The sequence below is a fragment of the Acinetobacter sp. S40 genome, assembly GCF_016624705.1.
GTDB lineage: Bacteria > Pseudomonadota > Gammaproteobacteria > Pseudomonadales > Moraxellaceae > Acinetobacter.
Window position 1 is genome coordinate 129,734 of record NZ_JACVTU010000004.1, and the last position, 25,528, is coordinate 155,261.

At 38.0% G+C, this 25,528-nt stretch carries 20 protein-coding genes; 10 read left to right on the forward strand and 10 right to left on the reverse strand.

The window, feature by feature from the left end; translation table 11 throughout:
• Positions 1–180: 180 nt before the first annotated feature.
• Positions 181–1,293, forward strand: a complete 1,113-nt coding sequence (locus tag IAE19_RS07900; protein ID WP_200460397.1) for a transglycosylase SLT domain-containing protein — start codon at positions 181–183, stop codon at positions 1,291–1,293.
• A gap of 76 nt (positions 1,294–1,369) precedes the next feature.
• Here the strand turns inward: IAE19_RS07900 and IAE19_RS07905 are convergent, their stop codons facing one another.
• Positions 1,370–1,753 carry an SCP2 sterol-binding domain-containing protein gene (locus tag IAE19_RS07905; protein WP_200460398.1) on the reverse strand — a complete coding sequence of 128 codons (384 nt, stop codon included), beginning with the start codon at positions 1,751–1,753 and terminating at the stop codon, positions 1,370–1,372.
• A 212-nt stretch (positions 1,754–1,965) separates the two neighbouring features.
• A complete protein-coding gene (ttcA, locus tag IAE19_RS07910) occupies positions 1,966–2,871 on the reverse strand; it encodes a tRNA 2-thiocytidine(32) synthetase TtcA (protein WP_200460499.1) in 906 nt (301 codons plus the stop codon).
• 506 nt (positions 2,872–3,377) lie between these two features.
• Here ttcA and IAE19_RS07915 point away from each other — a divergent pair.
• Both IAE19_RS07915 and htpX read left to right on the forward strand, forming a co-directional pair.
• A complete protein-coding gene (locus IAE19_RS07915; protein WP_200460399.1) occupies positions 3,378–4,235 on the forward strand; it encodes a lytic transglycosylase domain-containing protein in 858 nt (285 codons plus the stop codon).
• Positions 4,236–4,384: 149 nt separating this feature from the next.
• Positions 4,385–5,290 (forward strand): protease HtpX, encoded by a 906-nt coding sequence (htpX, locus tag IAE19_RS07920; RefSeq protein ID WP_200460400.1) that lies wholly within the window; start codon positions 4,385–4,387, stop codon positions 5,288–5,290.
• A gap of 67 nt (positions 5,291–5,357) precedes the next feature.
• Here htpX and IAE19_RS07925 read toward each other — a convergent pair whose 3' ends face one another.
• The 3 genes from IAE19_RS07925 to IAE19_RS07935 all read right to left on the reverse strand — a co-directional run bounded on the left by IAE19_RS07925 (position 5,358) and on the right by IAE19_RS07935 (position 10,688).
• The gene (locus IAE19_RS07925) at positions 5,358–5,936 is read right to left on the reverse strand and encodes a DUF4112 domain-containing protein (RefSeq protein WP_200460401.1); all 579 of its coding nucleotides are present in this window, start codon (positions 5,934–5,936) and stop codon (positions 5,358–5,360) included.
• A gap of 72 nt (positions 5,937–6,008) precedes the next feature.
• Positions 6,009–7,361 (reverse strand): magnesium transporter, encoded by a 1,353-nt coding sequence (gene mgtE, locus IAE19_RS07930; protein ID WP_413784488.1) that lies wholly within the window; start codon positions 7,359–7,361, stop codon positions 6,009–6,011.
• Positions 7,362–7,589: 228 nt separating this feature from the next.
• Positions 7,590–10,688, reverse strand: a complete 3,099-nt coding sequence (locus IAE19_RS07935) for an efflux RND transporter permease subunit (protein WP_200460403.1) — start codon at positions 10,686–10,688, stop codon at positions 7,590–7,592.
• Positions 10,689–11,054: 366 nt separating this feature from the next.
• Between IAE19_RS07935 and IAE19_RS07940 the strand changes: the two genes are divergently transcribed.
• The 4 genes from IAE19_RS07940 to IAE19_RS07955 all read left to right on the forward strand — a co-directional run bounded on the left by IAE19_RS07940 (position 11,055) and on the right by IAE19_RS07955 (position 16,079).
• Positions 11,055–11,435, forward strand: coding sequence for a diacylglycerol kinase (locus IAE19_RS07940; RefSeq protein WP_200460404.1), 381 nt, complete (start codon positions 11,055–11,057; stop codon positions 11,433–11,435).
• A 535-nt stretch (positions 11,436–11,970) separates the two neighbouring features.
• Positions 11,971–12,459 carry a sigma-70 family RNA polymerase sigma factor gene (locus IAE19_RS07945; protein WP_200460405.1) on the forward strand — a complete coding sequence of 163 codons (489 nt, stop codon included), beginning with the start codon at positions 11,971–11,973 and terminating at the stop codon, positions 12,457–12,459.
• 36 nt (positions 12,460–12,495) lie between these two features.
• Complete coding sequence (locus IAE19_RS07950; protein WP_200460406.1) at positions 12,496–13,494, forward strand: FecR domain-containing protein; 999 nt, start codon at positions 12,496–12,498, stop codon at positions 13,492–13,494.
• Positions 13,495–13,622: 128 nt separating this feature from the next.
• Positions 13,623–16,079: a TonB-dependent siderophore receptor gene (locus IAE19_RS07955; protein WP_200460407.1), complete on the forward strand. Its 2,457-nt coding sequence runs from the start codon at positions 13,623–13,625 to the stop codon at positions 16,077–16,079.
• Between the two features lie 590 nt (positions 16,080–16,669).
• On the opposite strand, the gene groL is transcribed toward IAE19_RS07955, so the two are convergent.
• From groL to IAE19_RS07975, 4 genes are all read right to left on the reverse strand, one after another.
• Positions 16,670–18,304: a chaperonin GroEL gene (gene groL / locus IAE19_RS07960; protein ID WP_200460408.1), complete on the reverse strand. Its 1,635-nt coding sequence runs from the start codon at positions 18,302–18,304 to the stop codon at positions 16,670–16,672.
• A 62-nt stretch (positions 18,305–18,366) separates the two neighbouring features.
• Positions 18,367–18,657, reverse strand: a complete 291-nt coding sequence (groES, locus tag IAE19_RS07965; protein ID WP_004939735.1) for a co-chaperone GroES — start codon at positions 18,655–18,657, stop codon at positions 18,367–18,369.
• Between the two features lie 167 nt (positions 18,658–18,824).
• Positions 18,825–19,616 (reverse strand): metallophosphoesterase family protein, encoded by a 792-nt coding sequence (locus IAE19_RS07970; RefSeq protein ID WP_200460409.1) that lies wholly within the window; start codon positions 19,614–19,616, stop codon positions 18,825–18,827.
• Entirely contained in the window at positions 19,597–20,532 is a 936-nt protein-coding gene (locus tag IAE19_RS07975; RefSeq protein ID WP_200460410.1) for a diacylglycerol/lipid kinase family protein, read from the reverse strand. The genes IAE19_RS07970 and IAE19_RS07975 overlap by 20 nt, the downstream gene beginning before the upstream one ends.
• A 396-nt stretch (positions 20,533–20,928) precedes the next feature.
• Between IAE19_RS07975 and IAE19_RS07980 the strand changes: the two genes are divergently transcribed.
• Both IAE19_RS07980 and IAE19_RS07985 read left to right on the forward strand, forming a co-directional pair.
• Complete coding sequence (locus IAE19_RS07980; protein ID WP_200460411.1) at positions 20,929–22,758, forward strand: phosphoenolpyruvate carboxykinase (GTP); 1,830 nt, start codon at positions 20,929–20,931, stop codon at positions 22,756–22,758.
• Between the two features lie 139 nt (positions 22,759–22,897).
• Positions 22,898–23,266, forward strand: coding sequence for a hypothetical protein (locus IAE19_RS07985; RefSeq protein WP_200460412.1), 369 nt, complete (start codon positions 22,898–22,900; stop codon positions 23,264–23,266).
• A 56-nt stretch (positions 23,267–23,322) separates the two neighbouring features.
• On the opposite strand, the gene glpD is transcribed toward IAE19_RS07985, so the two are convergent.
• A complete protein-coding gene (glpD, locus tag IAE19_RS07990) occupies positions 23,323–24,843 on the reverse strand; it encodes a glycerol-3-phosphate dehydrogenase (RefSeq protein ID WP_200460413.1) in 1,521 nt (506 codons plus the stop codon).
• A gap of 229 nt (positions 24,844–25,072) precedes the next feature.
• Between glpD and IAE19_RS07995 the strand changes: the two genes are divergently transcribed.
• The gene (locus tag IAE19_RS07995; RefSeq protein WP_200460414.1) at positions 25,073–25,501 is read left to right on the forward strand and encodes a hypothetical protein; all 429 of its coding nucleotides are present in this window, start codon (positions 25,073–25,075) and stop codon (positions 25,499–25,501) included.
• Positions 25,502–25,528 lie beyond the last annotated feature (27 nt).

The window sequence follows — 25,528 nt, forward strand, 5'->3', positions numbered from 1 at the left end:
CCTAACTTTCATTTGGTCATTTTTTAAACTATGTAGTTTTTCTACAAAGTCATTATTTTCCCGAGTCATTTTTGGATGACGTCATGACTGCCCACCCCTCTTGGATTTACCAACTTGTTGAAAATCTGGAAGCATTTTGTCTGGATTTTTAGGGCGTAAATTATCTGTAGCGGAGACAACATGCACAGTAATTCAACCACTGGGTCGAGGCTTGGCCTAGATTCCTTATTTCCTTCTCTCCCATTTAAAGCATTAGCATTGAGTACATTGCTATTGCCATTTCATAGCATTAATGCGGGTAAGACACATCAATATAACGATGTTGTAAATAGTAATACACTGACCGTTGTTACCGTTGAATCTCCCACAACTGTATTTAAAGAAGGTCAATTTTTACATGGCTTCGGCTATGACTTAACGCGGCAATATGCAAAAAGCCTAAATGTTAAGCTAAATTTTAAGACCGTTAAAGATAATGCAACGGCTCTCAATATGGTTGCGCAGGGTAAAGCAAACTTTGCAATGACCACGGCCAATTTTAAAACGATCGAAAATAAACAATTGATTTCATTTTCTGCCAGTTGCGGTGATGACGCCAATTTGTCAAAGAATGGTCTGAATACTCAGCTTAATTGGGTATTTAAATACGCCGATGACCCACTTTCACAAACCGCAAGTGGATTTATTTGCCAAAGTAAACAAAATGGTGTTACTGGGCAATTGGCTTCATTTTATAATCGTAATGTCGTCACACCTGAATCATGGCCGATGATTAAGCGTGATCTCGATAATCGTTTACCCATTTATAAGGCGAGTTTTAAGAAAACTGCTGAACAATATGATCTGGATTGGCAATTGCTCGCTGCAATTGGTTATCAAGAATCATATTTGAAACCCAATTCAGTTTCGCCAACAGGCGTTCGTGGGCTGATGATGCTGACCAATAACACGGCACGTGCCATGGGTGTGACTAATCGCGTTGATCCTGCGCAAAGCATTCAAGGCGGCGCGAAGTACTACGACCTTATGTTGAGTCAATATCAACATATTCCCTATCCAGATCGTAACTGGTATGCGTTGGTTGCTTATAATATGGGACCTGGAGCAGTTAGCCAGATTCAAAAGCGTTTGCAAAACCAAGGTAAAAATCCCAACAATTGGGTCGATTTTTATGATTATTTAAATCGAAACAAGGCCAGTAATGGTCGATATCGTCAAGCAGTACAGTATGTGACACGAATTCGCGCTTATGTGGAACACATCAAAACTAGTGAACGCTGGATTGATGTTTAAGTTAATTATTATTGTAGATCTTTGTTTTAAAAAAGCTTAATCCCTCAGGATTAAGCTTTTTATATGCATTAAATTATTATGCAGTATGTTCAAGCACTTTTTTGAACAAAGTTTTTTGTTCTTGGCTTGGTTTAGCAGTTTGTAATGCCATTAACTGAGACATATCACCCTGAACTTTAATTTTACCTGTCATGAATGCTTGCATTGCAGCAGCCATATCAAACTCAAGGAAGACTTTACGAAGTGTTTCAGCATCCATATTCAACGTGGTTTTGGCATTTGATGACAAACCTTTTTGAATTTTCCCACCATCTAAAGCCAATTCACTATTACCACTGGCATCTATAACCACCAAATTAATAGCAAGATTTGCTAACGCAGGTGGTAAATTTAAGTCACCTGCCTCAGCAGTTAATTGGTCAACAGTCGAAAACCAGTCATCAGTTAAAAATGCAGGCATGTTCTATCCTCAAATATATTTTTTCAATTCCTTGTGTTGACTAGGTCAGTATAGACAACATCATTTTGAAGCAATTTGCTTGTGCCTTGTTATAGCACGTTCTTTTTATTTTGAGCTAACCTTTTTTGTACGCGCCATTCATTTTAGAGTATTTCAAGACATCAACGTGTAAAAAAAATGCTAACTTATAAATGAGTTAGCATTGAAATTGTTTATTCAGCAGCAAAACTTAAATTGACAACATCCAGTTTTTTCTTCATTTCTTCTGGATCTTTAAAGTCTAATTCGCGTTGAGAATCAAGAACTTCAAAATCAAACAATTCTCGATCTGCGAGTTGTGATGGTGATACATTTTGTAGTGCACCAAAAATACTGTGTAAACGTTTTGGATACTGTTTGTCCCATTCACGTAACATTTCGTTAAGCATGGCTCGTTGTAAATTTTCCTGAGAACCACATAAGTTACATGGGATTATTGGGAACTGACGCATTTCCGCATATTTGATAATGTCTTTTTCTTCGACATAAGCCAAAGGACGTATCAAAATATTTTTTTTGTCTGAGGACAAAAGTTTTGGTGGCATTGCCTTCAAGCTACCACCATGAAACAGGTTCAAAAAGAAAGTCGCAATAATATCATCACGATGATGCCCAAGTGCAACTTTGGTCGCTCCGATTTCCTGAGCAAAACCATAGAGTGAACCGCGACGTAAACGCGAACACACTGCGCAATAAGTTTTCCCCTCCGGGGTTAAACGCTTGGTGATGGTATAAGTATCTTTTTCCAAAATATAATACGGAATATTATTTTCTTCCATATAGCGTGGAAGCACATCTTCAGGAAAACCGGGTTGTTTCTGATCCAGATTAACTGCAACGATATCAAAACTGATGGGCGCAATACGCTTAAACTGCAACAAAATGTCCAGTAAAGTATAGCTGTCTTTACCACCAGACACGCATACCATAACCTTGTCACCCTCCTCAATCATTTTAAAGTCACGAATAGCGTGACCCACTTGACGACGGAGTTTTTTTAGCAAGCGATAATATGCTGAACTGGTTGGCAGCTCAGGTTTAAACTTAAATCCCTGATCGGACTCAACTGGCGAGTACATAGACACACGTGACCCATAAAAAAAATACCGCATAATTTTATCCGATTCATTCATGAAGCGCACCTAAAGAATTTTTAATTTCTCTGCTTTGTCATTTTTGCGATTTATAATATTTTGCCTTAAAGAAAAATTAAGCTTAGTTGTGTAAGATTTCGCCAAGATGCTTATATTTTGGACTTTTCCACAGTTTTCCACAAAACCTGTGGATAAAATTGTGGATTTCTTTAGACTTGACAAAGTATTCTAATGTGAAAATAAGGCTTTTGTTTAAATTGATCATTTTTTAATCAATTATTTTTATATTTATTTTTCAAATACTTATTTATGTCAAGCTCACTTTTCTAAAATTTTTTTTTAATTTTTTTTGATTAGTATTCAGACAAAATAACTTGATTTTATTTGTCAAACAGGTTTAAAAAAACTTTCATAAAATCTAGTTAATTTACTTTTTTTTGTTAAACTAGGTCACGTGACGTTACATATTTTGATACAGCGAATAATATACAATGAATAAGGGCGTGCATTTTTCTTTACATTTTATTTTGGGGTCAGTAATTACAACTGTATTTGCTGTGTCAGTTCATGCTGGTCAAATTTATGTTTATAAAGATCGGGATGGCGGTACATTGCTCACAAATCGGAAAAGTTCAGATCGTTCACTGACAAAGATAAAAGCAACTTATTATCCTGATAGTAACATCCATTCTTATCGCAACTGGGGTAATTCTGAAGCTGCTGTTTTACCCAGTTATAGCAAAAATAAAAATGCATTTGATCATATTATTCATCAAGCTGCTCAACAGCATGGTGTTTCTGAAGGCTTAATTAAAGCGGTCATGCACACTGAATCAGGTTTTAATACCAATGCCCGCTCCCCTGTTGGAGCACAAGGGTTAATGCAATTAATGCCTGCTACAGCCAAACGTTTTAATGTCTCTAATATATATGATCCTTATGAAAATATTTTTGGAGGTGTCAAGTATTTAAGTTGGTTACTCAAGCGTTTTAATGGCAATACCCAACTCGCTTTAGCAGCTTATAATGCAGGTGAAGGGAATGTTGATAAATACGGCGGAATTCCTCCATTTCGAGAAACTCAGGATTATGTGCAACGTGTCACTAGTCGTTTTAACAATCTTTATGCCTCAGGCGTAGGGAGCAGTACAACAACAACGACTACGCCTCAAATCATAGCCCAATCCCCTAATTACAGCAGCACAGTTCCGCCGAGCAATCAGAACGAAAGTACTTCAAAATATAACCGCCAAATTATTTCTGTATCCAATAATAGTTTTACTGACGCGCCTGGGACTTATGTAACAGATAATGCAACCGCTTCAGCAAGAATTCATATTTCAAATTAAAGGCTTAGATCACTTACAACAGTTAACTTAAAAACTCCTTAAATAAAATAATATGTCTTGAATTTTTAAGAAAAGCCCCGCATATTTACCATAATGATTTTAGGATCATGTTCTATTTTATTTTAATACCCTGAAAGAGGATTTACTCAATGATGCGGATTGGTTTGTTTTTGCTAACCAACCTCGCGGTACTGGTTGTAGCTGGCATTATTTTGTCACTCTTCGGTGTCGGTAGTTACCATGGCGCGGGTGGCTTAAATCTAGGCAACCTCTTGGTCATCTGTTTTGTGTTTGGTATGGTTGGCTCTCTCATTTCCCTATTCATGTCAAAATGGATGGCGAAGAAAACCACAGGTACAGAACTGATTGACCCCAATGCTCCACGTAATCAGGCTGAAGCATGGTTATTGCAAACTGTTGCAGAACTTTCGCAACGCGCAGGCATTAAAATGCCAGAAGTGGGGATTTTCCCTTCTTACCAGTCCAATGCTTTTGCAACAGGCTGGAATAAAAATGACGCACTCGTATCAGTATCCAGTGGCTTACTCGAACGAATGAATAAAGATGAACTACGCGCAGTTTTGGCCCATGAAATTGGACATGTTGCGAATGGTGATATGGTGACGCTTGCTCTAATTCAGGGCGTGGTCAACGCATTTGTAATGTTCTTCGCTCGTGTAATTGGAGACTTTGTCGATCGTAATGTTTTTGGTCGTCAGGATGGCGAAGCACCTGGCATGGGCTATTTTGTCGTGACGATTGTACTGGATATTGTGTTTGGTATTTTAGCTTCAACGATTGTGTTATGGTTCTCACGTCAACGTGAATACCGTGCTGATGAAGCAGGTGCGCGTTTAGCAGGTAAACAAGCCATGATTTCCGCATTGTTACGCTTACAGGCAGAATCTGAACTTCCAGATCAAATGCCAAAAGAAATGAAAGCATTTGCGATTGCCGAAGGCAAAGAACAAGGCTTTAGTCTTGCAGCGTTGTTTCATACCCACCCGACCATTGAACAACGTGTAGCAGCGCTACAACAATTGAACTACCCTTAATTGCACTAAATTCTTTTCTAGCAAAAGCCAGTCATCATGACTGGCTTTTTTAATTGCAAAACTCAGCTCAATGATAGCTTTGATACCATGACCATAGATAATGACTACCTAACCACAAAGCAGCCACAAAAAATAGAATAAAAAGCAGCCCGATGAGATCAGGTAAATGTAGCCAAAACCAGCTCACCACAGGATTTCGCCAAAATGCTGACTGTTGCTGTTTACGCTCCAAACGTTCATGCAAATAGGGATGAATCACGTGTGATTGACTTTGAATCTGATATTCCTCTCGAATATGCTCATGTACGATATCCAATGCCTTACGACTAGGTCGTATAAACACATCGAATACAGTTCCCGCAACTGGGATAAAACCGACGACTGCATCAAGTGCGGCCAGTTTAATTACAGGATTCAGCTTATGCTGTGGTACACCAATTTGTTTGGCTTTATAAATCGCATAGCAGGTCAATACAAAGCCTGCTACATCTCCAGCAAAAGGAATAGTACTCAACGCAGCATCTGCTCCAATCCCTTGTTTGGTAAATGGAATACGAACCAGACTATCCATAACATTGGCAAACTTGGCCAGATCACGTTCCAGCTGAATGACTTCATGTTGTGCTAATTTTTTTTGTTGTACCATACATTCGATATCAAAACAGTTTTATGTATTTTAATCTATTTCAGCTTAATTACTTTGACTTTCTACATCTGTTTACAAGGCAACATTATTCAATAACTGCGCTGCTATAAATAAATAGATGATGACGCCAGTTGCATCACAAATTGAGGTAACTAATGGTGCAGAAGCGCTAGCAGGGTCTAATCCTATCCTATCTAGAATAAAAGGCAAACTCATTCCAATGATGCTTCCAATGAGCACGATTCCAATCATGCTCAGAATGAGAACCAAAGCCACCATTGCATCACCACGAATATAGCCTAAAATCGCCACTGCAATCGCCATAGTGACCCCTAGCCCCAAAGCCACCACACATTCGCGGCTAAGTAATTTAAACCAGTCTTTCATTACTACATCACCCGTTGCTAAAGCGCGTACCATCAGAGTGGATGATTGTGATCCAGCGTTCCCCCCACTCCCGACTAATAAAGGTAAAAAGAAGACCAGCACAATATTAGATTCAATTACCGATTCAAAATGAGCAATTCCCAATCCAGACAATAAACTGCCAAAAACCAGAATAACCAGCCAGAACACCCGTTTTCGATAAAGTAAAAACAGCGACGCCTCTTTAATATTCAAGCTGGGTGCCGATGCTTCTACCCCACCCACTTTTAAGAAATCTTCACTGGCTTCTTCACTGGCAACATCCATTGCGTCATCATAAGTCACTATCCCTAGCAACGCTCTTTGATGATCAATAACAGGAAGTGCCAATAAATCATAACGCGCTATTTTCTTTGCAACATCATCTTGATCATCATCGACATAGGCGCTAATCACATCGCTGCTCATTAATTCTTGAATTTTTTGTTGTAAAGGTGCCAAAACCAGCTCGTGCAATGACACAACACCAATCAAACGACGTTTTTCATCAACAATATAAGATTCGTAAATCGTTTCAGCATCTGGGGCTAAACGTCTTAAGGTTTCCATAGCTTGAGTGACGGTCATGTCTTGGCTCAACGTAATATATTGCGATGTCATGATCGCGCCCGCGGTCTCTTCTTGATAAGTTGAAAGACGACGTATATCTTCACGCTGCGCCTGAGCCAAGGCAGGGAGCAAAGCTTCTTGTTCTTTTAAATCCAAGCGTTTAAATAAATCCGTTCGTTTATCTGCGGGCATTTCGGCAATAATTTCAGCGAGACTTGCTCTTGAAAATTCATGCACAAGTTTGGATTGATAGTCAGGATCAATCTTGGCAAAAACTTTGGCGCGACGCGGCAAATATTCCAGCAATTGGCAACTGGATTGCGCTGGCATTTGTTCCAAAAGATCGGCAAGATCAGCTTTTTTTAAATCGGCGACCAACTCAAGAGCCTGAGCAATATCAAAGCGTTGAATCGCCTCATTGACTAAAAATGAGAGCGGAGCGTTCATCATATACCCTTATTTAATCGAAGCAGCGCTTCAAAATTGATTTGTTTATGCTTATAAAGTACGCCACTTCAGAATAAGCATTAGACTATTCTGTCTGGCTTGATATTATTTTTACTCGAATTAAATCATTGAATACATATTAAAAGCGTAACGGAAAAATTAAATAATCTTTTAATCACGAGATTTATATCATTTAGATTTCTCACTTTACGCTATTCACGTTTAATCCAATTAAGTTCTTTTAGCCTGATATTTAAAAACCGTCCGGATCAGAACATACATAAAGGGAATAAATATTAAAACTAGAATAGTCCCAAATAAAACTCCGCCAAATACACTATAACCGATGGCCTGACGACTTAATGCACCAGCACCACTAGAAAACATGAGCGGGACAACACCTGCGCCAAAAGCAAGCGACGTCATAAGAATGGGACGTAAGCGTAATCCAGCGGATTTCAACGCTGCATCCATTGCGCTTGCGCCCTGCTCTTGTAAATTTGCAGCAAATTCAACCATCAGAATGGCATTTTTACAAGACAACCCGATCGTTGTCAGTAAGGCTATCTGGAAATAAATATCATTGGCAAAGTTAAACCAGTAGCTAAACAGGATAGTTCCACCAATCCCTAAGGGAATAGCCATCATCACTACAGTCGGAATAGACCAGCTCTCATAGAGTGCAGCCAAACATAAAAAGATAAATGCAATTGAGATCACATATAACCAGACCGCCTGATTACTGGATTGTAATTCCTGATAGGATAATCCACTCCACGCCAAACCAATATCTGGCATTTGTTCTACCATTGTGCCGATTTGCTGCATAGCCTGACCTGAACTAAATCCATTAGCAGCATCAGCTTCAAGTTCAATAGATGGATAACCCATAAAGCGCTCTAATAAAGGCGGCGCGCCCTGCCATTGTACCGAACTAAACTGGTTAAACGGAATCATTTGGCCTTGTGCATTTTTGACAAACCAGTAGCTTAAATCTTCGGGTTTAGAACGATATGGTGCATCACCTTGCAAATAAACGCGTTTAATGCGTCCACGATCAATAAAGTCATTCACATAGGTTCCACTCCATGCAGTCGATAAGGTTTGGTTAATATCATTAACATTCACCCCATTTGCCATGGCAATTCGATGATCAATCTTGATATTCAACACCGCCTGATCGTCATTACTTTTTTTATCGACATTCGTGACTTGCTGTGTGGTTTCGCTTTTCTGTTGAAGATTTTGAAAGGCGGCAATCAATTTCTCACGCCCTAAACCCTTCACATCCTGTATCCAGAAATCAACTTTATCTGAATTACCTAACCCGCGAATTACCGAAGGCATCAGGACATTAATCCTTGCCTGATTGTTTTTTAGAAAATATTTAGTGGCTCTAGCACGGATCTGCTGAGCACTATTTTTCTGTCCTTTACGATCATCCCAGTGTTTCAGGGAAACATAAGCTTGCCCCAGATTTTGCCCTGTTCCTGAAAAATTACGACCATTGATGACCATGATTCCATTGGTGTTTTCTTTCTCAGTATTTTGAAAATAATCTGAAATCTGTTTTCCTACTTCTTCAGTCTTACTCAGAGGCGTACCTTCAGGCAAGGTGAATTGAACCATTAAGGCTCCCTGATCTTCCTGAGGGAGAAAACTGGTAGGCAAAGCCCGATAAATCAAAATAAAACTGAAAACCAATACAACAAAAGCTGCGCCAGAAATATATTTAAAATCGATAGATTTTTTAGAGAGAGCCAGATAATGCGTCTTTAATTTTTCCAAACGACCATTAAACCATTGTGCCCATCGAAACTGTTTTTTTTGCGGCTTAAGTAAAACAGCACATAATGCTGGGGTTAAAATCAGCGCAACCATTAAGGATAAACCCATAGCGGCAACTAAAGTAATGGAAAACTGACGGTAGATAATGCCTGTTGCACCACTGAAAAATGACATTGGAATAAAGACAGCGGTAAGCACCAACGTAATCCCAACCAGCGCCCCACCAATTTCTTGCATAGACTGAATGCTGGCTTGTCTAGCATCTACATGTTGCTCATGCATAATTCGTTCGACATTTTCAACCACGACAATGGCATCATCCACCAACAGACCAATTGCTAGAACCATGGCAAACAAAGTTAGAGTATTAATACTCATACCCAAGACCGACAATATCGCAAAGGTACCGAGAATCACCACAGGCACGGTGATCGCGGGAATCAAGGTAGCTCGCCAGTTTTGTAGGAACAAAAACATGACCAATACGACCAGTACAATGGCTTCAACCAAGGTAGAAACCACTTGTGCAATCGACTCTTTGACAAAAGGCGTATCATCGCGGGGGTAAATGACAAAATAACCATCAGGTAAATTCTTCTTAAGGGTATCCACCTCTGCATAAACTGCTTTCGCGGTTTGCATCAAGTTGGCTCCTACTGCAAGCGAAATCGATAAACCAGAACCGGGATAGCCATTAAGTCGGTTGAAAACTTGATAGTTTTCTGCACCTACCTCAATTCTTGCTACATCTTTGAGATAAACGAAACTGCCATTTTGATTGGCTTTAAGAATAATATTTTCAAATTCTTGAGGCGTTTTAAGTAGCGAACCTGAAGTAACTTTGGCATTTAGATATTGATCATTACTGGCTGGTAATTCACCAATTGCTCCAGCTGCTACTTGGGTATTCTGGTTTTCCAGTGCGGTACGAACATCGCTCACCATCAATTGATATTGACGAAGCTTAATAGGATCCAGCCAGATACGCATTGCATACTGTGAGCCAAATACATTGACCTCACCCACTCCCTCAATCCGGCTCAAATTCAGCTCAAAGTTATTGCTTAAATAGTCCGAAATATCAATGTTACTTGAACGTCCTGAACGATCCCCTAGACCAATCACCATGAATGAATCACTTAAGGATTTACGAACTGTGATTCCTTGGCGCTGAACATCATCTGGGAGTCGATTAATCGCGCCATTAACTGCATTTTGAACCTGAACCTGAGCTTCATCAGGATCAGTCCCCTGAGCAAAATATAGGCTAATTCGGCTACTGCCATTGGCATCACTACTTGAACTAAAATACAGTAAATGATCGATTCCCTTGATTTGCTGTTCCAATACTTGTGTCACGCTATCTTCAACTGCCTGTGCATCCGCACCACTATAGGTCGCTGAAACAGTAATACGCGGTGGTGCAATATCTGGATAACGCTCAACAGGCAAATTTAAAACTGAAAATAAACCCACCGCCATCACAATAATGGCGAGCACACAGGCAAATATGGGACGATCAATAAAAAATCTGGAGAGCATGAGCGCTTTACTTCCAATGTAAGGGAGCGAAAATGTGTAATAAAAAATTGTTCAATGGGAATGATTAACAATTTAAATAATTCATTGATAATCAATGAGTCTTTATTTAAATACAAGTTTTTTTAATATAATTTTTCAGACTTAAAAAAAAACGGATAAATCATGGAGATTATGTATAAAGACTGCGAAATTTCAGGCTGTTCTTCATTAAAAAATAATGAAACTGTCATCACTGTGTCAAATAAGGAGATAATGCTAGGTCATAAATCTCCTGCTTTCAATCAAAGAAATTTCTCACGATCCTCATTTTGTCTTAAGCAATTTTTTTTAAACTTTAAACCATATTCTGATTAATGGTAAATTTTCATGAAAACCACTGTTCCATCTCCCTATAAAGGTCAACACGGCATAAAACGTATTTTAAATGCCACCAACTACTCCATCGCTGGTTTTAAAACAGCGTTTACTCAGGAAGCAGCATTTAGACAGATTATATTACTCAATATTATTTTATTAATCATAAACTTAAGTTTAAACTTTAGTGTAATCGAAAGAATTTTATTGATTGGTGTAGGTTTCATTGCCATTATCGTTGAGCTTTTTAATTCTGCTATTGAAGCAGTTGTCGATCGTATTTCACTGGAAAAACATGAACTTTCTAAAAATGCCAAGGATATGGGTAGCGCTGCTCAATTTGTCGCCTTGAGTTTAATTGCGTTGACTTGGATTATGATTTTATGGGCATAAAAAAACCATACTTTTTTGTGATAAGTATGGCAAAAGAAAAATTACAGCCTAGATTTCTTAATTTTTAGAATAAACATAGAAGCTTAAAATTAGATTAACTTTTAAACAAAAATTCCTACATCCACAGGGAGTTTTTTGTAATAAATTTGCCTTATTGTGTCCATCAAACCGACTTTTTCGAGAACGAACGTTACCTATGGGCCACCTGTGAACAGTTGCAAATAGAATCTGATTTAAAGAAATGACCACACATTGATTTCTGATAAGAGTTCGCTTAATTAAATACAAATATCTCGTTATGAAATAATTTTAGATTAAAAAATTAACGCTACAGTCAGTTTTTTAACGTGCTCGTCTTAAAGAATAGAATAATGAAGCATGTTTAGTTCTTCATCTGTTCAAAGTTTCATCTCAAAATGATGGGATTTAACTCACCTTTTTCTATAAAGTAAGACATTCATTTTATACAATTGCACAACGATGAGAACAAGGTTAAAATTGAGAATAATTATTATTTAATTATTTTAGTTCAATTATGATGAATCTTGTTGAGCATCTTTATAAAGATCATCATCAATGGTTATATCGCTGGTTATCAAAAAAGATGCCAAATCGACAATACGCCGAAGATATTGCTCAAGATACTTTTGTCCGTTTATTAAGCAAAAAAACATCCATTACTCCCCTAGAACCTCGTGCATTATTATTAACAATCGCAAAAGGTATGGTCAGCAATTTTTATCGCCATCAAAAAATTGAAGAAAGTTACTTGGAATTTATTGCAAGTCTTCCGGAAGAATATTCACCAGATCCAGAAACCCAGATCATTTTGCTAGATGCGATTGTCGAACTCGATCGTCGTCTAAGTGGCTTGGAGACAATAGTGAAACAGGCTTTTCTCCTGACTCAATTAGAAGGTTTAACGCAGGCGCAAGCAGCCAAACAACTCAACATTTCTATTGCAACTGTTCAACGCTATCTCATTAAGGCTTTACATCAATGTTGTTTTGCCGATTTAATTTAGCATATGATAATCTTTTCCTTTGACATTGCTTGATTTATGTCAAATAAATCAATTTTTCCAGAAAATTCATCTCACATTTCAATAGAGATTAGCCAACAAGCAACTGAATGGTTTGTACGTTTGCAAGCAGATGACATAAGCGAACAGGAACTTTCTGAATTTCAAGACTGGCTAAAACAAGATCAAAGTCACCAATACGCTTGGCAATGTCTGGAACAATTTGGTTTCTCACTTGCCAATATTAAACACCCTCTTCTCCATCAGGCAATTGTAGCAGTTGAACAGAAGGACAAATCTCTCTGGCAATATAGCCTAAAGTCCATCATTTGGTTGCTCGTATTTGGCACAAGCATGTTGGGGTTGTATCAGGCTGAGCAACACCAACTTTGGCAGCAATGGCAAGCTGACTATAAAACCGAAGTGGGTGAACAAAGACAGATTCGCTTGGCTGATGGATCACAGATTATTTTAAATACTAATACAGCAATTAACATTGATTACAATACGTCAAAACGCAAAATTGAATTAATCAAAGGCGAAATCCAAATTGTGGTAGGACATGACGCACAGCACCGACCTTTTCTGGTTCAAGGTCGTGACGGCATGATGCAGGATGTTGGTACACACTTTGATATTCGGCAAAATGATCAAAATACCGTAGTTGCCGTGACGGAAGGTGAAGTACAAATCACCACCCTGAAATCAAAAGAAAAAACGAATCTTTTGGCGAATCAGCAAGTCTTGTTTAACCAACAAACCATTCAACCGATTGAACCTCTTCATTCAAAGTATAGCTCTTGGAGCAGCGGCACACTTAATGTCTATAAAATGCCACTCACAGAATTTATCACTGAGCTAGATCGTTATCATCGAGGTAAATTACGCTATGATCACAACATTGCAGGATTAGAAGTTTCTGGCGTATTCCCAGTGCAGGACAGTGAAAAAGTCTTACATTCTCTTGAGCAACAATTACCAATCAAAGTTGAATCTGAGTTTTATTACTGGAAAAAAATCTCTTTAAAAGAAAATTAATAAATTTAATTTAAATAAAATCATACACTTAAAATAAAAATGAAAATATTTTTAATTTTGGTGAGGGGTTTTTCATTCTCAGGGGGCATAGGTAATAAGAAAACAATTTTTACCTATGGGGAAGTTAAATGAAGCATATAGAATTTAAAGCGAATTTACTCAGCATTGCAATCAGACATAGTCTATTAGCTGTTACAGTACTTACTAGTAGTATCAATAGTGCATCAGTATTTGCCAATACAACGATTGTACAAAATATTCAGATTTCCGCTGGATCACTTGCTCAAGTGGTAAATCAATTTGCGGAGCAGACAGGCATTTTACTAACCTATGATGCCAAATTGCTTGAACGTAAACAGAGTACAGGTTTAAAAGGATCATATAATGTAGAAAGTGGTTTTAATACTCTACTTTCACAACATGGCTTACAACTCCAAAAAACTGCGACAGGCTATACCATTATTGCTAAACCACAATCGCCACAACAAACCCGAGATGTCGGACAGCTTAAAAAAATTGATGTAACCGCAACCACGTCAAAAAATAGCAATACAACACAATTACCTATGATCACAGTAAATGCAGATTCAAGTACAACGGAAGGCACAGGTTCTTACACTACAGGAAAAATGCGTACCGCAACTAAACTCAATTTATCAATCCGAGAAACGCCTCAATCGGTCACAGTCATTAGTAACCAGCTCATTGAAGATAAAAAAATTGATGATTTTGATACATTAATGAAAAATGTGACTGGTGTGGGAGCGGATAAAGGAGTTCAAGATAATAGAGCATATTATACATTAAGAGGATTTGAATTAGATTACTATCAAATGGATGGCATTCCAATGCCTACCAGTATTTATGCGATGAATAATTATAATATGGATAAATTTGATCGGGTCGAAATCGTAAAAGGTGCAAATGGACTTACAAATGGTGCAGGAAATCCAGCTGGTGCTATAAACCTAGTAAGAAAACATGCAGATTCAAAAATATTTACTGGCAGTATAGATGCCAGTGCTGGCACTTGGGATACTTATAAAATCAAGGCAGATCTATCCGCTCCCCTGAATGAGGATGGAAGTATTAGAGGGCGACTAGTTACCAGTCACAAAGAAACTGATACGTTTAAAGATAGAGTACATGATGAAAATGATTTAGTTTATGGCGTTTTTGATGCAGATATGAGCGATAATACAACCTTATCTGCTGGTGCAAGCTATGAAAAAGAAAAAATAGAGGGCGATTCTTCGAACTTGCCTGCTTTTTATAGTGATGGCACAAAAACAAAGTTTTCCAGATCAAAAAATTATTCATCTGATTGGTCATATTGGAATTCGGAAAGATACTCATACTTTGTAGGTATTAAACAATATTTTGCATATGACATATTATTAAATGCAATTTATACCCATAATGATATAAAAAATGACAATCATTATGGATATATAGACGTATGGACAGGAAGTTTAAATAAAGATGGTTCAGGGTTAAAATATCAAGATTTTGGCAATAATGTTCAAGATATAAAAGAAGATAATTTTGATATTTATGGCTCTATACCTTTTAAACTTTTCAACAGAGAACATGAAATCATCGCAGGATTTCAATATAATAGACAAAAAATTGATACTCAAATAAAAACGATTGGATCACCTCATACAATTAATAATTTCTTCACACAAAATGGAAGTGAAGTTTCTTTATCTGACACTCCAAATCCTCAACCGAAATATGAAAATATTGATGCAAAACAAACAGCTTTTTATTTAACGGGTAGATTTGAGATAGTTGAGGATTTAAAAATTATTGCTGGTGGAAGACTTACAACTTACGAATATGATGTATGGAACAAATATGATGGTTATTCGAATTATGATTTTAACAATGAACTTACACCATTCATCGGTTTAACTTATGATATCAATAATAACCACTCTATTTATGCAAGTTATACTGATATTTTTAAACCTCAAAATGCAAGAAATAAAGATAATAAACTCTTAGATCCAATTTTAGGGAAAAATTATGAAATCGGAATCAAAGGTGAGTATTTTGATCAAAGACTCAATGCGGGCATCACTTTATTTAGAGTAGAGCAAGATAATTACGCAGAAAATACTTGGGAGAAAAATTCAGTAGGAAATTATATCTACGAAGCCAAAGACGGAGTAACATCTAAGGGAATAGAGTTAGAAGTAACTGGAAAACTGACTGATAACTGGGATTTAAGTGCAGGATTTGTAAATTTTGAGATAAAACAAGATGGAGAAAAAATTAATACAAAAGCTCCGAGAAGCAATATCAATATTTTTACAAAATATAGTATTAACGATTTTAGTATAGGTGCAGGATTAAACTGGAAAAGTGATGGCTATAAAGGTTCCGGAGCTAAAAAAGTGACTCAAGAGGCTTATGCAACCGTTGATTTAATGGCTTCATACAGCTTTTCTAAAAATCTAACCGGACAGCTAAATATCAATAATTTATTTGATAAAGCATATTACTCTGGATATTCAGCTTATGAATATACTTATGCAGAACCCATCAACGGAATGCTCAGCTTAAAATACAAATTTTAATTCTATGAAATGATGTCAGCTATCCTCTGTCTAAATAGACAGAGGATTTTTACTTAGTTTATTTTTAGTTCACTTGTGAGGAGTTTGCGCCATAGCTATATCATTGGTCATTAAAAAAATACCCCATGTAGCTTAAAATATGGTTTAAGGTAAAGAATGCTCAAACACTGGCTGTCTCAGTTAAAAATATAATTCTAGAAAATTTTATCTTTGTAGTTTATGAGCAAGAAAATATTTTTATTTTTAAATTATCTTTTTGAGGTAAAAATTTATCTTAATAGCTATCTTTTACCTGCATTCTTGAAAACTCTTTTATTACTTAAAATAGAATAGATTTTATTCCACAACTATAAACACCTAATTTTCTTCAAGCATATTTATTTAAATATTCATTTATTCAACAGTTAAAATCTTACCGATATTTTAACTTATTTTAAGAAAGCTAAGCATCCAAGTATCAAATTAAAAAGGTCACAAATAAAATTTGTGACCTTTTTTACAAACTCAAACGTGGGTACATTATGAGCAAGTTAAAAATTTATAGTCTAAATCATATTAAATTAATATAACTTAAACTATATATAAGCGGTTTACATCATGCCGCCCATACCACCCATGCCACCCATGTCTGGCATTGCTGGTTTATCTTCTGGAATGTCAGTGATCATAGCTTCAGTCGTCAACATTAAGCCTGCTACAGAAGCAGCATGTTCAAGAGCAGAACGAGTTACTTTTGCTGGATCAAGAATACCCATCTCAAGCATGTCGCCATAAACACCTGTCGCAGCGTTGTAACCATAGTTACCTTCACCTGCTTTAACCGCATTTACAACGACAGAAGGTTCATCACCCGCATTAGCCACGATTTGACGAAGTGGTGCTTCGATAGCGCGACGTAAAATGTTGATACCTGCTGTTTGGTCTTCGTTTATGCCTTTTAGACCTTCTAATGCATTAACTGCACGTACCAGCGCAACACCACCACCTGCAACTACACCTTCTTCAACTGCAGCGCGAGTCGCATGAAGAGCATCATCCACACGGTCTTTCTTCTCTTTCATTTCAACTTCAGTCGCTGCACCGATTTTGATCACGGCAACACCGCCAGCAAGTTTTGCAACACGCTCTTGAAGTTTTTCTTTGTCGTATTCAGACGTTGATTCTTCGATTTGCGCGCGAATTTGTTGAACACGTTCAGCAATCGCATTGGCATCACCAGCACCATCCACGATTACAGTGTTTTCTTTAGAAACGGTTACTTTATGCGCAGTACCCAAATCTTGAAGTGTTGCTTGTTCTAAAGACATGCCCACTTCTTCAGAAATCACAGTCGCACCCGTCAAGATCGCAATGTCTTGAAGCATTGCTTTACGACGATCACCGAAACCAGGTGCTTTAACTGCACATACTTTGATAATACCGCGCATGTTATTGACAACCAATGTTGCAAGCGCTTCACCTTCAACATCTTCGGCAATGATTAAAAGCGGTTTACCTGTTTTAGCAACTGCTTCTAAAGTGGTGATCAATTCACGAATATTGCTGATTTTTTTATCAACCAATAAGATGAACGGATTTTCAAGTTCAGCGGTTAAAGTATCTTGTTTATTAGCAAAATAAGGTGAGATATAACCACGATCGAACTGCATGCCCTCAACAACATCAAGCGCATCTTCAAAGCCTGAACCTTCTTCAACTGTGATCACGCCTTCTTTTCCGACTTTTTCCATCGCTTGAGCAATCAATTTGCCCACAGTCTCATCAGAGTTTGCAGAAATTGAACCCACTTGCTCAATCGCTTTAAAGTCATCTGCAGGTTTAGATGTGGTACGGATGTTTTCTACTACAGCACGAACTGCAATATCAATACCGCGTTTAAGATCCATTGGGTTCATACCAGCAGTTACTGATTTGATCCCTTCATTTAAGATAGCTTGAGCAAGTACAGTTGCCGTTGTAGTACCGTCACCCGCAATATCATTAGTTTTGCTTGATACTTCGCGTACAAGCTGCGCACCCATGTTTTCAAACTTGTCTTTTAAGCTGATTTCTTTTGCGACAGTGACACCATCTTTAGTGATGTGCGGTGCACCAAAAGAGCGATCGATTACTACGTTACGACCTTTAGGGCCTAAAGTCACTTTCACTGCATCTGCAAGAACGTTGACACCTGCGATCATTTTTGAACGCGCTGAATCACCGAATTTAACGTCTTTAGCTGACATTATTTACTCCAAATATTTCTATCTATGCTTGATCTGATTTATCAATGAGTTAAAGTGAAAAATTAGCCTTCAAGAACGGCTAAAATGTCAGATTCTTTCATGATTAAAAATTCGTCGCCATTTACTTTTACAGTTGTACCTGCATAAGTACCAAATAACACTTTATCGCCTACTTTTACGTCCAAAGCGCGTACGCCGTTGTCAGTGATTTGACCATTACCTACTGCGATAACTTCACCTTGAGCGGGTTTCTCAGCAGCAGAACCTGGCAATAAAATTCCGCCAGCCGTTTTTGTTTCTTCTTCAACACGACGAATTACTACACGGTCATGTAATGGACGAATGTTGCTCATAAATAACTCCATCAGACTAAGTCTATGATTTGATAAATGATGCTTGCCGTCATTATTCCTTTAGCAACCATCAAAATGAATTTGATGACACTTTTGTGGGGATGGAAAAAAACGCTTCAAGGGGAAAAATCAAAAAAAATGCTATTTTTTGTATTTTTTTTAATCACTCAGGCATCTTTATGGTTTTTCACTACCGAATCAATGCGCAAAACAAAAGATTGTGCTTTTTCATCGAACCAGTAATGCTGAATAGAGCCATCATTTAAAATTGTATTAAAACTATTAGGCAGCCCTTTATGCAAACGATAAGACGTCGCTGTCCCTGCATGAATATCATAAACAGGATGATCAACTTTCAGATGATAAATTTCGGTTAAATTGTAAACTGCAGTTTTATGTAAATGTCCATGTAACACTCCAAACAAACCGCTTCTGCTCCAGTTTTCTAATGCCATCCGCCCTAAAACTGGACAATCTTTAATCCCGTGTGGATCATCGGGCGGAGTATAAAAAGGCTGATGTAGAACGACCAGTTTTAACTTCTGATCAGGTGCATGTTTAAGGATTTCATTGGTTCGCTGAATTTGTTCCAATGAGATATAACCACGTGTATGGTAACGTCGACGAATACTATTCACACCCACAATAAAAAAATGTTCAGTTTCCAGAGTAGGCTCGAGTTCACCAAAAAAGAATTGATACCGTACAAATGGAGAAAAAAAACGATTCCACAAATTATATAAAGAAATATCATGATTTCCCGGAACGACAATATAAGGAATATGAAGTGAATCCAAAAACTGCCGACAGCTATAAAACTGAATAAATTTTGCTCTCTGGGTTAAATCACCACTTACTACGATTAGTTCTGGTTGTTGCTCCAGACAGAACTTTTGGATTGCAGTCAGACATTCTTGCTTTTCTGTACCAAAATGCAAATCAGACAGATGCAATAACATGATCAGGTACCATAATATTTAAAGCATTCTTTACCACACCAAATTTTAATGGCGTGCTTAACTCTTCAATTTCCCCATCAATAGCAACAGTTAAAGTTTTACTTTTTGATTCCACGATAACCTGATCGGCACTAAAGCTATAAACATCTCTAGCATGCTCAAGATCTCCTTTGATCAATTGAAAGAGCATCCGAAATAAACTTAATTTATCACTTTTGGCTACCACAACGCCTGCAACACGCCCTTCTGCCACACATTCAGCAATGTGTAAATTCATTTCTTGCAGTTGCAACTGATTATTACCAAAAAAAATCAAGGGTGTTTTCACCGGATAAACTTGCTTATCCACTGTTACTGATAATTTAAGCTCTTTATGATCACGAATAAGCACATCTAAACCCGAGGTATAGGCATTAAAAATAAAACGCCCAAAGCGTTGGTTATAGTGTTCCCTTTTTTGAATAAATAAAGGATATAAACCTAAACTCGCATTATTTAAATAAATACGATCATTAATTGTAGCAACATGAACAGAACGTGGTACACCTGTAGCAATCACCTGCGCTGCCTGAAGTAAATCTTGCGGAATACCCAAAACACGAGCCACGTAGTTAAAAGTGCCTAAGGGTAAAATTCCCATTGGAATATCGGTATTTTTTAGTTTGGAGGCCACAGCATTTAAAGTTCCATCCCCACCAGCAGCAACGACAACACCACGCTCCTCTCCTGTATGGCGAGCAAGAACCTGCTGCATAAAATCATCAAAATTATCTTCGACACCGAGCTCAAACACTTGAATCTCGAAATCATGATGAGTAAAAATCGTCATAATTTGCTCATATACTCCTTCTTTATTGGCTGCATGGAACCCAGACTTTTCGTTATAAATGATGGATAGTGGTCGAAGTGGCGGCATTTTTATCATTCTAAGCTGATGATTTCTCCTATTTTTGTCCAAGAATTAGTCAAATAAAATACGCTTTATGTAAAATTTAAATGATGACCATTTATTTAATCGATAATTATTCTCAAGTTTAATTTTAAATTAACTTATTAATTTTTAAATATATTTTAAATTAAAATAATATATATTACCCATATTAATACATATATTAACGGCACCTTAAATAAGTTAAATGCATGTTTTTTAAAAAATTAACCTGTTTTTTGACCTAAAACTCTAATTTAGTCTTTAGTCTTATTTTTTTCATCAATTTATGCTTTAATAGCGCCACTTTTTTTTACTTCATCTATTTGCTGTATCCCTGCATCTAGATTTGTACTTTAGTACGTTTTTTAAATAGGCCTCACCATGACCCAAGTGAACGCACCAGAATTCGTTCGTCATCCTAAGCTTATTGCATGGGTTGAAGAAATTGCAAAATTAACCAAACCTGCAAAAATCGAGTGGTGTGACGGTAGCGAAGAAGAATATCAGCGTCTTATTGACCTGATGATCGCAAACGGCACAATGCAAGCACTCAACCAAGAAAAACATCCAGGTTCTTATCTTGCAAACTCTGACCCTTCTGACGTTGCTCGTGTCGAAGATCGTACCTTTATCTGCTCTGAAAAGCAGGAAGATGCGGGCGCAACAAATAACTGGGAAGCACCGGCAGCGATGCGCGCGAAATTAAACGGTTTGTTTGATGGCGCAATGCAAGGTCGTACCATGTATGTGGTTCCATTCTCAATGGGTCCATTGGGTAGCCACATCGCACAAATTGGTATTGAACTAACCGATTCTCCATATGTTGCGGTAAGCATGCGCAAAATGGCACGTATGGGTAAAGCTGTTTATGACGTATTGGGTACAGATGGCGAATTCGTACCATGTGTTCACACTGTAGGCGCGCCGCTTGCAGATGGTGAAAAAGATGTTGCATGGCCATGTAACCCTGAAAAATATATTGTGCATTATCCAGAAACTCGTGAAATCTGGTCATTTGGTTCAGGTTACGGCGGCAACGCACTACTGGGTAAAAAATGTTTAGCGCTTCGTATTGCCTCTGCAATGGGTCGTGAACAAGGCTGGTTAGCTGAACATATGCTTATTTTAGGTGTAACTAACCCGAAAGGTGAAAAACACTATATCGCAGCAGCTTTCCCTTCTGCTTGTGGTAAAACCAACTTTGCAATGTTGATTCCACCAGCAGGCTATGAAGGCTGGAAAATTGAAACTGTAGGTGATGATATTGCATGGATCAAGCCAGGTGAAGATGGTCGCTTATATGCAATCAATCCAGAAGCTGGTTTCTTCGGCGTTGCGCCAGGTACAAATACCAAGACCAACCCGAACTGTATGGCAACATTGCATAAAGATGTCATTTATACCAACGTTGCTGTGACGGATAACGGTGAAGTATGGTGGGAAGGCTTATCTAAAGAAGTTCCAGCAAATTTAACCAACTGGAAAGGCCAACCACACGTTAACGGTGAAAAGGCAGCTCATCCTAATGCACGTTTCACTGTATCAGCAGGCCAATGTCCTTCAATTGACGCTGACTGGGAAAATCCAGCAGGTGTTCCAATTTCTGCGTTCATCTTCGGTGGTCGTCGTGCCGATACTGTACCTTTAGTCTCTGAAGCCTTTGACTGGATCGATGGTGTATATAAAGCAGCGACTATGGGGTCTGAAACAACTGCGGCCGCTGTTGGTCAGCAAGGTGTCGTACGTCGTGACCCATTTGCAATGCTTCCATTCACTGGTTACAACATGGCAGACTACTTCCAGCACTGGTTAGAAGTAGGTCAGCAAGTGGGTGAAAAGGCTGAAGCTGCTGGTAATAAATTGCCAAAAATCTTCAACGTAAACTGGTTCCGTCGTGATGCTGAAGGCAACTTTGTATGGCCTGGTTTTGGTCAGAACATGCGTGTACTTGAGTGGATGATCGATCGTGTTGAAGGTCGTGCCAATGCTGTTGAAACACCAATTGGTTATGTTCCAACTTACGATGATTTAAACTGGGCTGGTACAGATTTTTCTAAAGAAGAATTTGAATTGATTACAGCACAAGACAAAGATCAGTGGATTACCGAAATTGAGAGCCATACTGAGTTATTCAACAAACTTGGCGATCGTTTACCACAAGCATTGAAAGAGCGTCAAGAAGCGTTATTAAATGCGGTTAAAAACCACTAAATAAAGATCAAAAATCTATAAAACAGGCCATATAATGGCCTGTTTTAGTATGTGTTATATGCTAAGAAATTTCGAAGTAAAGTCTTTAAAATACTCATAATTTAAAATTTATTTTTTTACATCCAACGAGAAACAAACAATGAAAAAGTTTATTCTTTCTACTTTGTCTTTATTTATTTTTTGTGGCACGTCCCATGCAGTAACAGCAACTGAAAAAGCAAACCATCATTTTGGGGTATGCCTCATTGATGGAATTCCATCACAACAATATGTCGTTGTTAAGCGTGTAAAAGTTGCAAAAGGCACATATGGAAGTGTAGAAGAACTTTATCCCAAATTAGGAAATACAGCGAAAAAACTCAATGCCGACGCTATCGTAGACTACAATGCGAGTCAACGTTTTGGCTTTTGGCCATGGCGTGTTGTCCGCCCTGTAGCAACTGGTACAGCGGTGCGATGGACGACATCGAATGTTAATTGCCAAAACGTCGGCGGCAAAGAGATCTAACGCTTTATACATTATGTTTTATAGTGGCATAAATAAATTTTTATGCCGCTTTCACTTTAAGCAATCTTGCTTCGTTGGTTGCCCAAAACATTTTGAAGATAATTATCTAATACCATCACTTGAGTCTTATCAAACTTTAACCCTAGCTTGCTGCGTCGCCACAAAATATCATCTACTGATTGCGCCCACTCGACTTTGATAAGGTAATCCACTTCAAGTTGATAGAGACTATGTTCAAAATATATTCCAAAATCATCCAAAGAATCGACTCCTCTAAGCAATTGCCACACACGAGTACCGTAACTACTCGCCCAACGTGTTGCAATTTCGGTTGGAATATTTTTAATTCGTAATTGAATACCTCGAATCAGGCTATCCAGACCTTTAAAATGCTCACCACCTGGTAAGGGCTCGTGCTCAGTCCATTGTGTCTGCATTTCTGAAAAATAAGGACTCAATTCATCCAGCGCAGCTTCGGCAAGCTTCCGGTAAGTCGTAAGCTTGCCACCAAATATGGATAATAACGGGGGCGACCCATTCAACGTAGTCATTGCCAGAGTATAATCACGAGTTACCGCTGAAGGTTGATCCGACTCGTCATCGCAAAGGGGCCGAACTCCTGAAAATGTTTCAATAATATCGGCTTGGGTGATACTCTGCTCAAAATGTAAATTCACGACGGCAAGTAAATATTCAATTTCATTCGACGTGATTTCAACTTGCTCTAAATCACCCTGATAAATTTGGTCAGTTGTTCCAATCAGCGTATATTCATGCAGATAAGGAATAGTAAATACAATGCGCCGATCTTCATTTTGTAAAATATAGGCATAATCGCCCTCATAAAGTTTAGGCACAATCAGATGACTTCCCTGAATTTGACGAATTTTATAAGGTGAATTTAGCTTTAACGTCTCTTTTATAAAATGTTCAACCCACGGCCCTGCTGCATTGATCAAGGCTTTGGTTCGTATTTGATATTGCGTTTGTTGCTGTCTCAAAGTTAATAACCAGATACCATCTATCACTTCCGCAGCAATACATTCAGTCCTTATCTGCAATTCTGCGCCTTTTTCTCGAGCCTGAATGGCATTTAAAATAACCAATCGCGCATCATCTACAGCGCAATCTGAATATTCAAATCCTAAAACAATATCGTGTTTTAATGGGCCATGATGATCCAATACCAAACGTTTAGAGGCTGGCAGCTTTTCTCGCTTCCCCAAATAATCATACAAAAATAATCCTGACCGAATAAGCCATGCAGGACGTAAATGTGGGCGATGTGGCAAAACAAAACGCAGAGGACGAATAATGTGGGGAGCCTTTGCCATTAATATTTCACGTTCCGCAAGTGCTTCACGAACTAAACGAAATTCAAAATGTTCTAAATAGCGCAAGCCGCCATGAATCAGTTTGCTACTGGCAGATGAAGTATGACTGGCAAAGTCGTCTTTTTCACATAAAAAAACAGATAATCCTCGTCCTGCAGCATCATTGGCGATACCTACACCATTAATCCCTCCTCCTATCACCGCCAGATCATAAAAAGGAAGATCATTAAAATGAGATGTCATATTCGATTCCCCTTTTTTATTATTATCATCGTATTTAATCGAGATGATTTGAAGTTAGCAAATTTGAACACAAAGTAAAAGCATTTCAGTGAGATCAGATGAGTGTATTTTTAATGTATCTTTATTTGTTTTAAAGTTAATACAATTTTATCGTTTGTTTAAACGCGTAAATGCTTAAAATATAAAAAACACGACTGCTTATTTGAATACGATTAGAAGGAACAACCTCATGAAAAAAACAGTATTATTTTTAATTTCAGGGAGTGTCATTGCATTAAGTGCGTGTCAGAGTACACCTCGTCAATACAATGGTAATACAGGCTATCAAGTTGAAAATAAAACAGCAACGTCTGCGACGCTAGCTTACACACTTGCAGGGCGCTCTAATCAGGAACTTGACGAGCGAAAATTACAACGCGCCTGCCAACAAGTTTTAGGCACGACACAAACGTATAAATTATCAATTTTAAGTATTAACGAAATTGCAAATCCAGCCGCGTCACAATCAACTCCTGATGGCTTACAAGTAGGCAATTCACGAATGTCTGTAGGATTAATGGATTCTCCTAGCCTAAATAACAGCGAAGGCTACGCAACCCGTCAAGCGCTAGATACCAAACCAAGTACCCTTAAAGTTGTACGCTATACCTGCTCATAAAATCTAAAGAAAACGCTGTAAATTTAA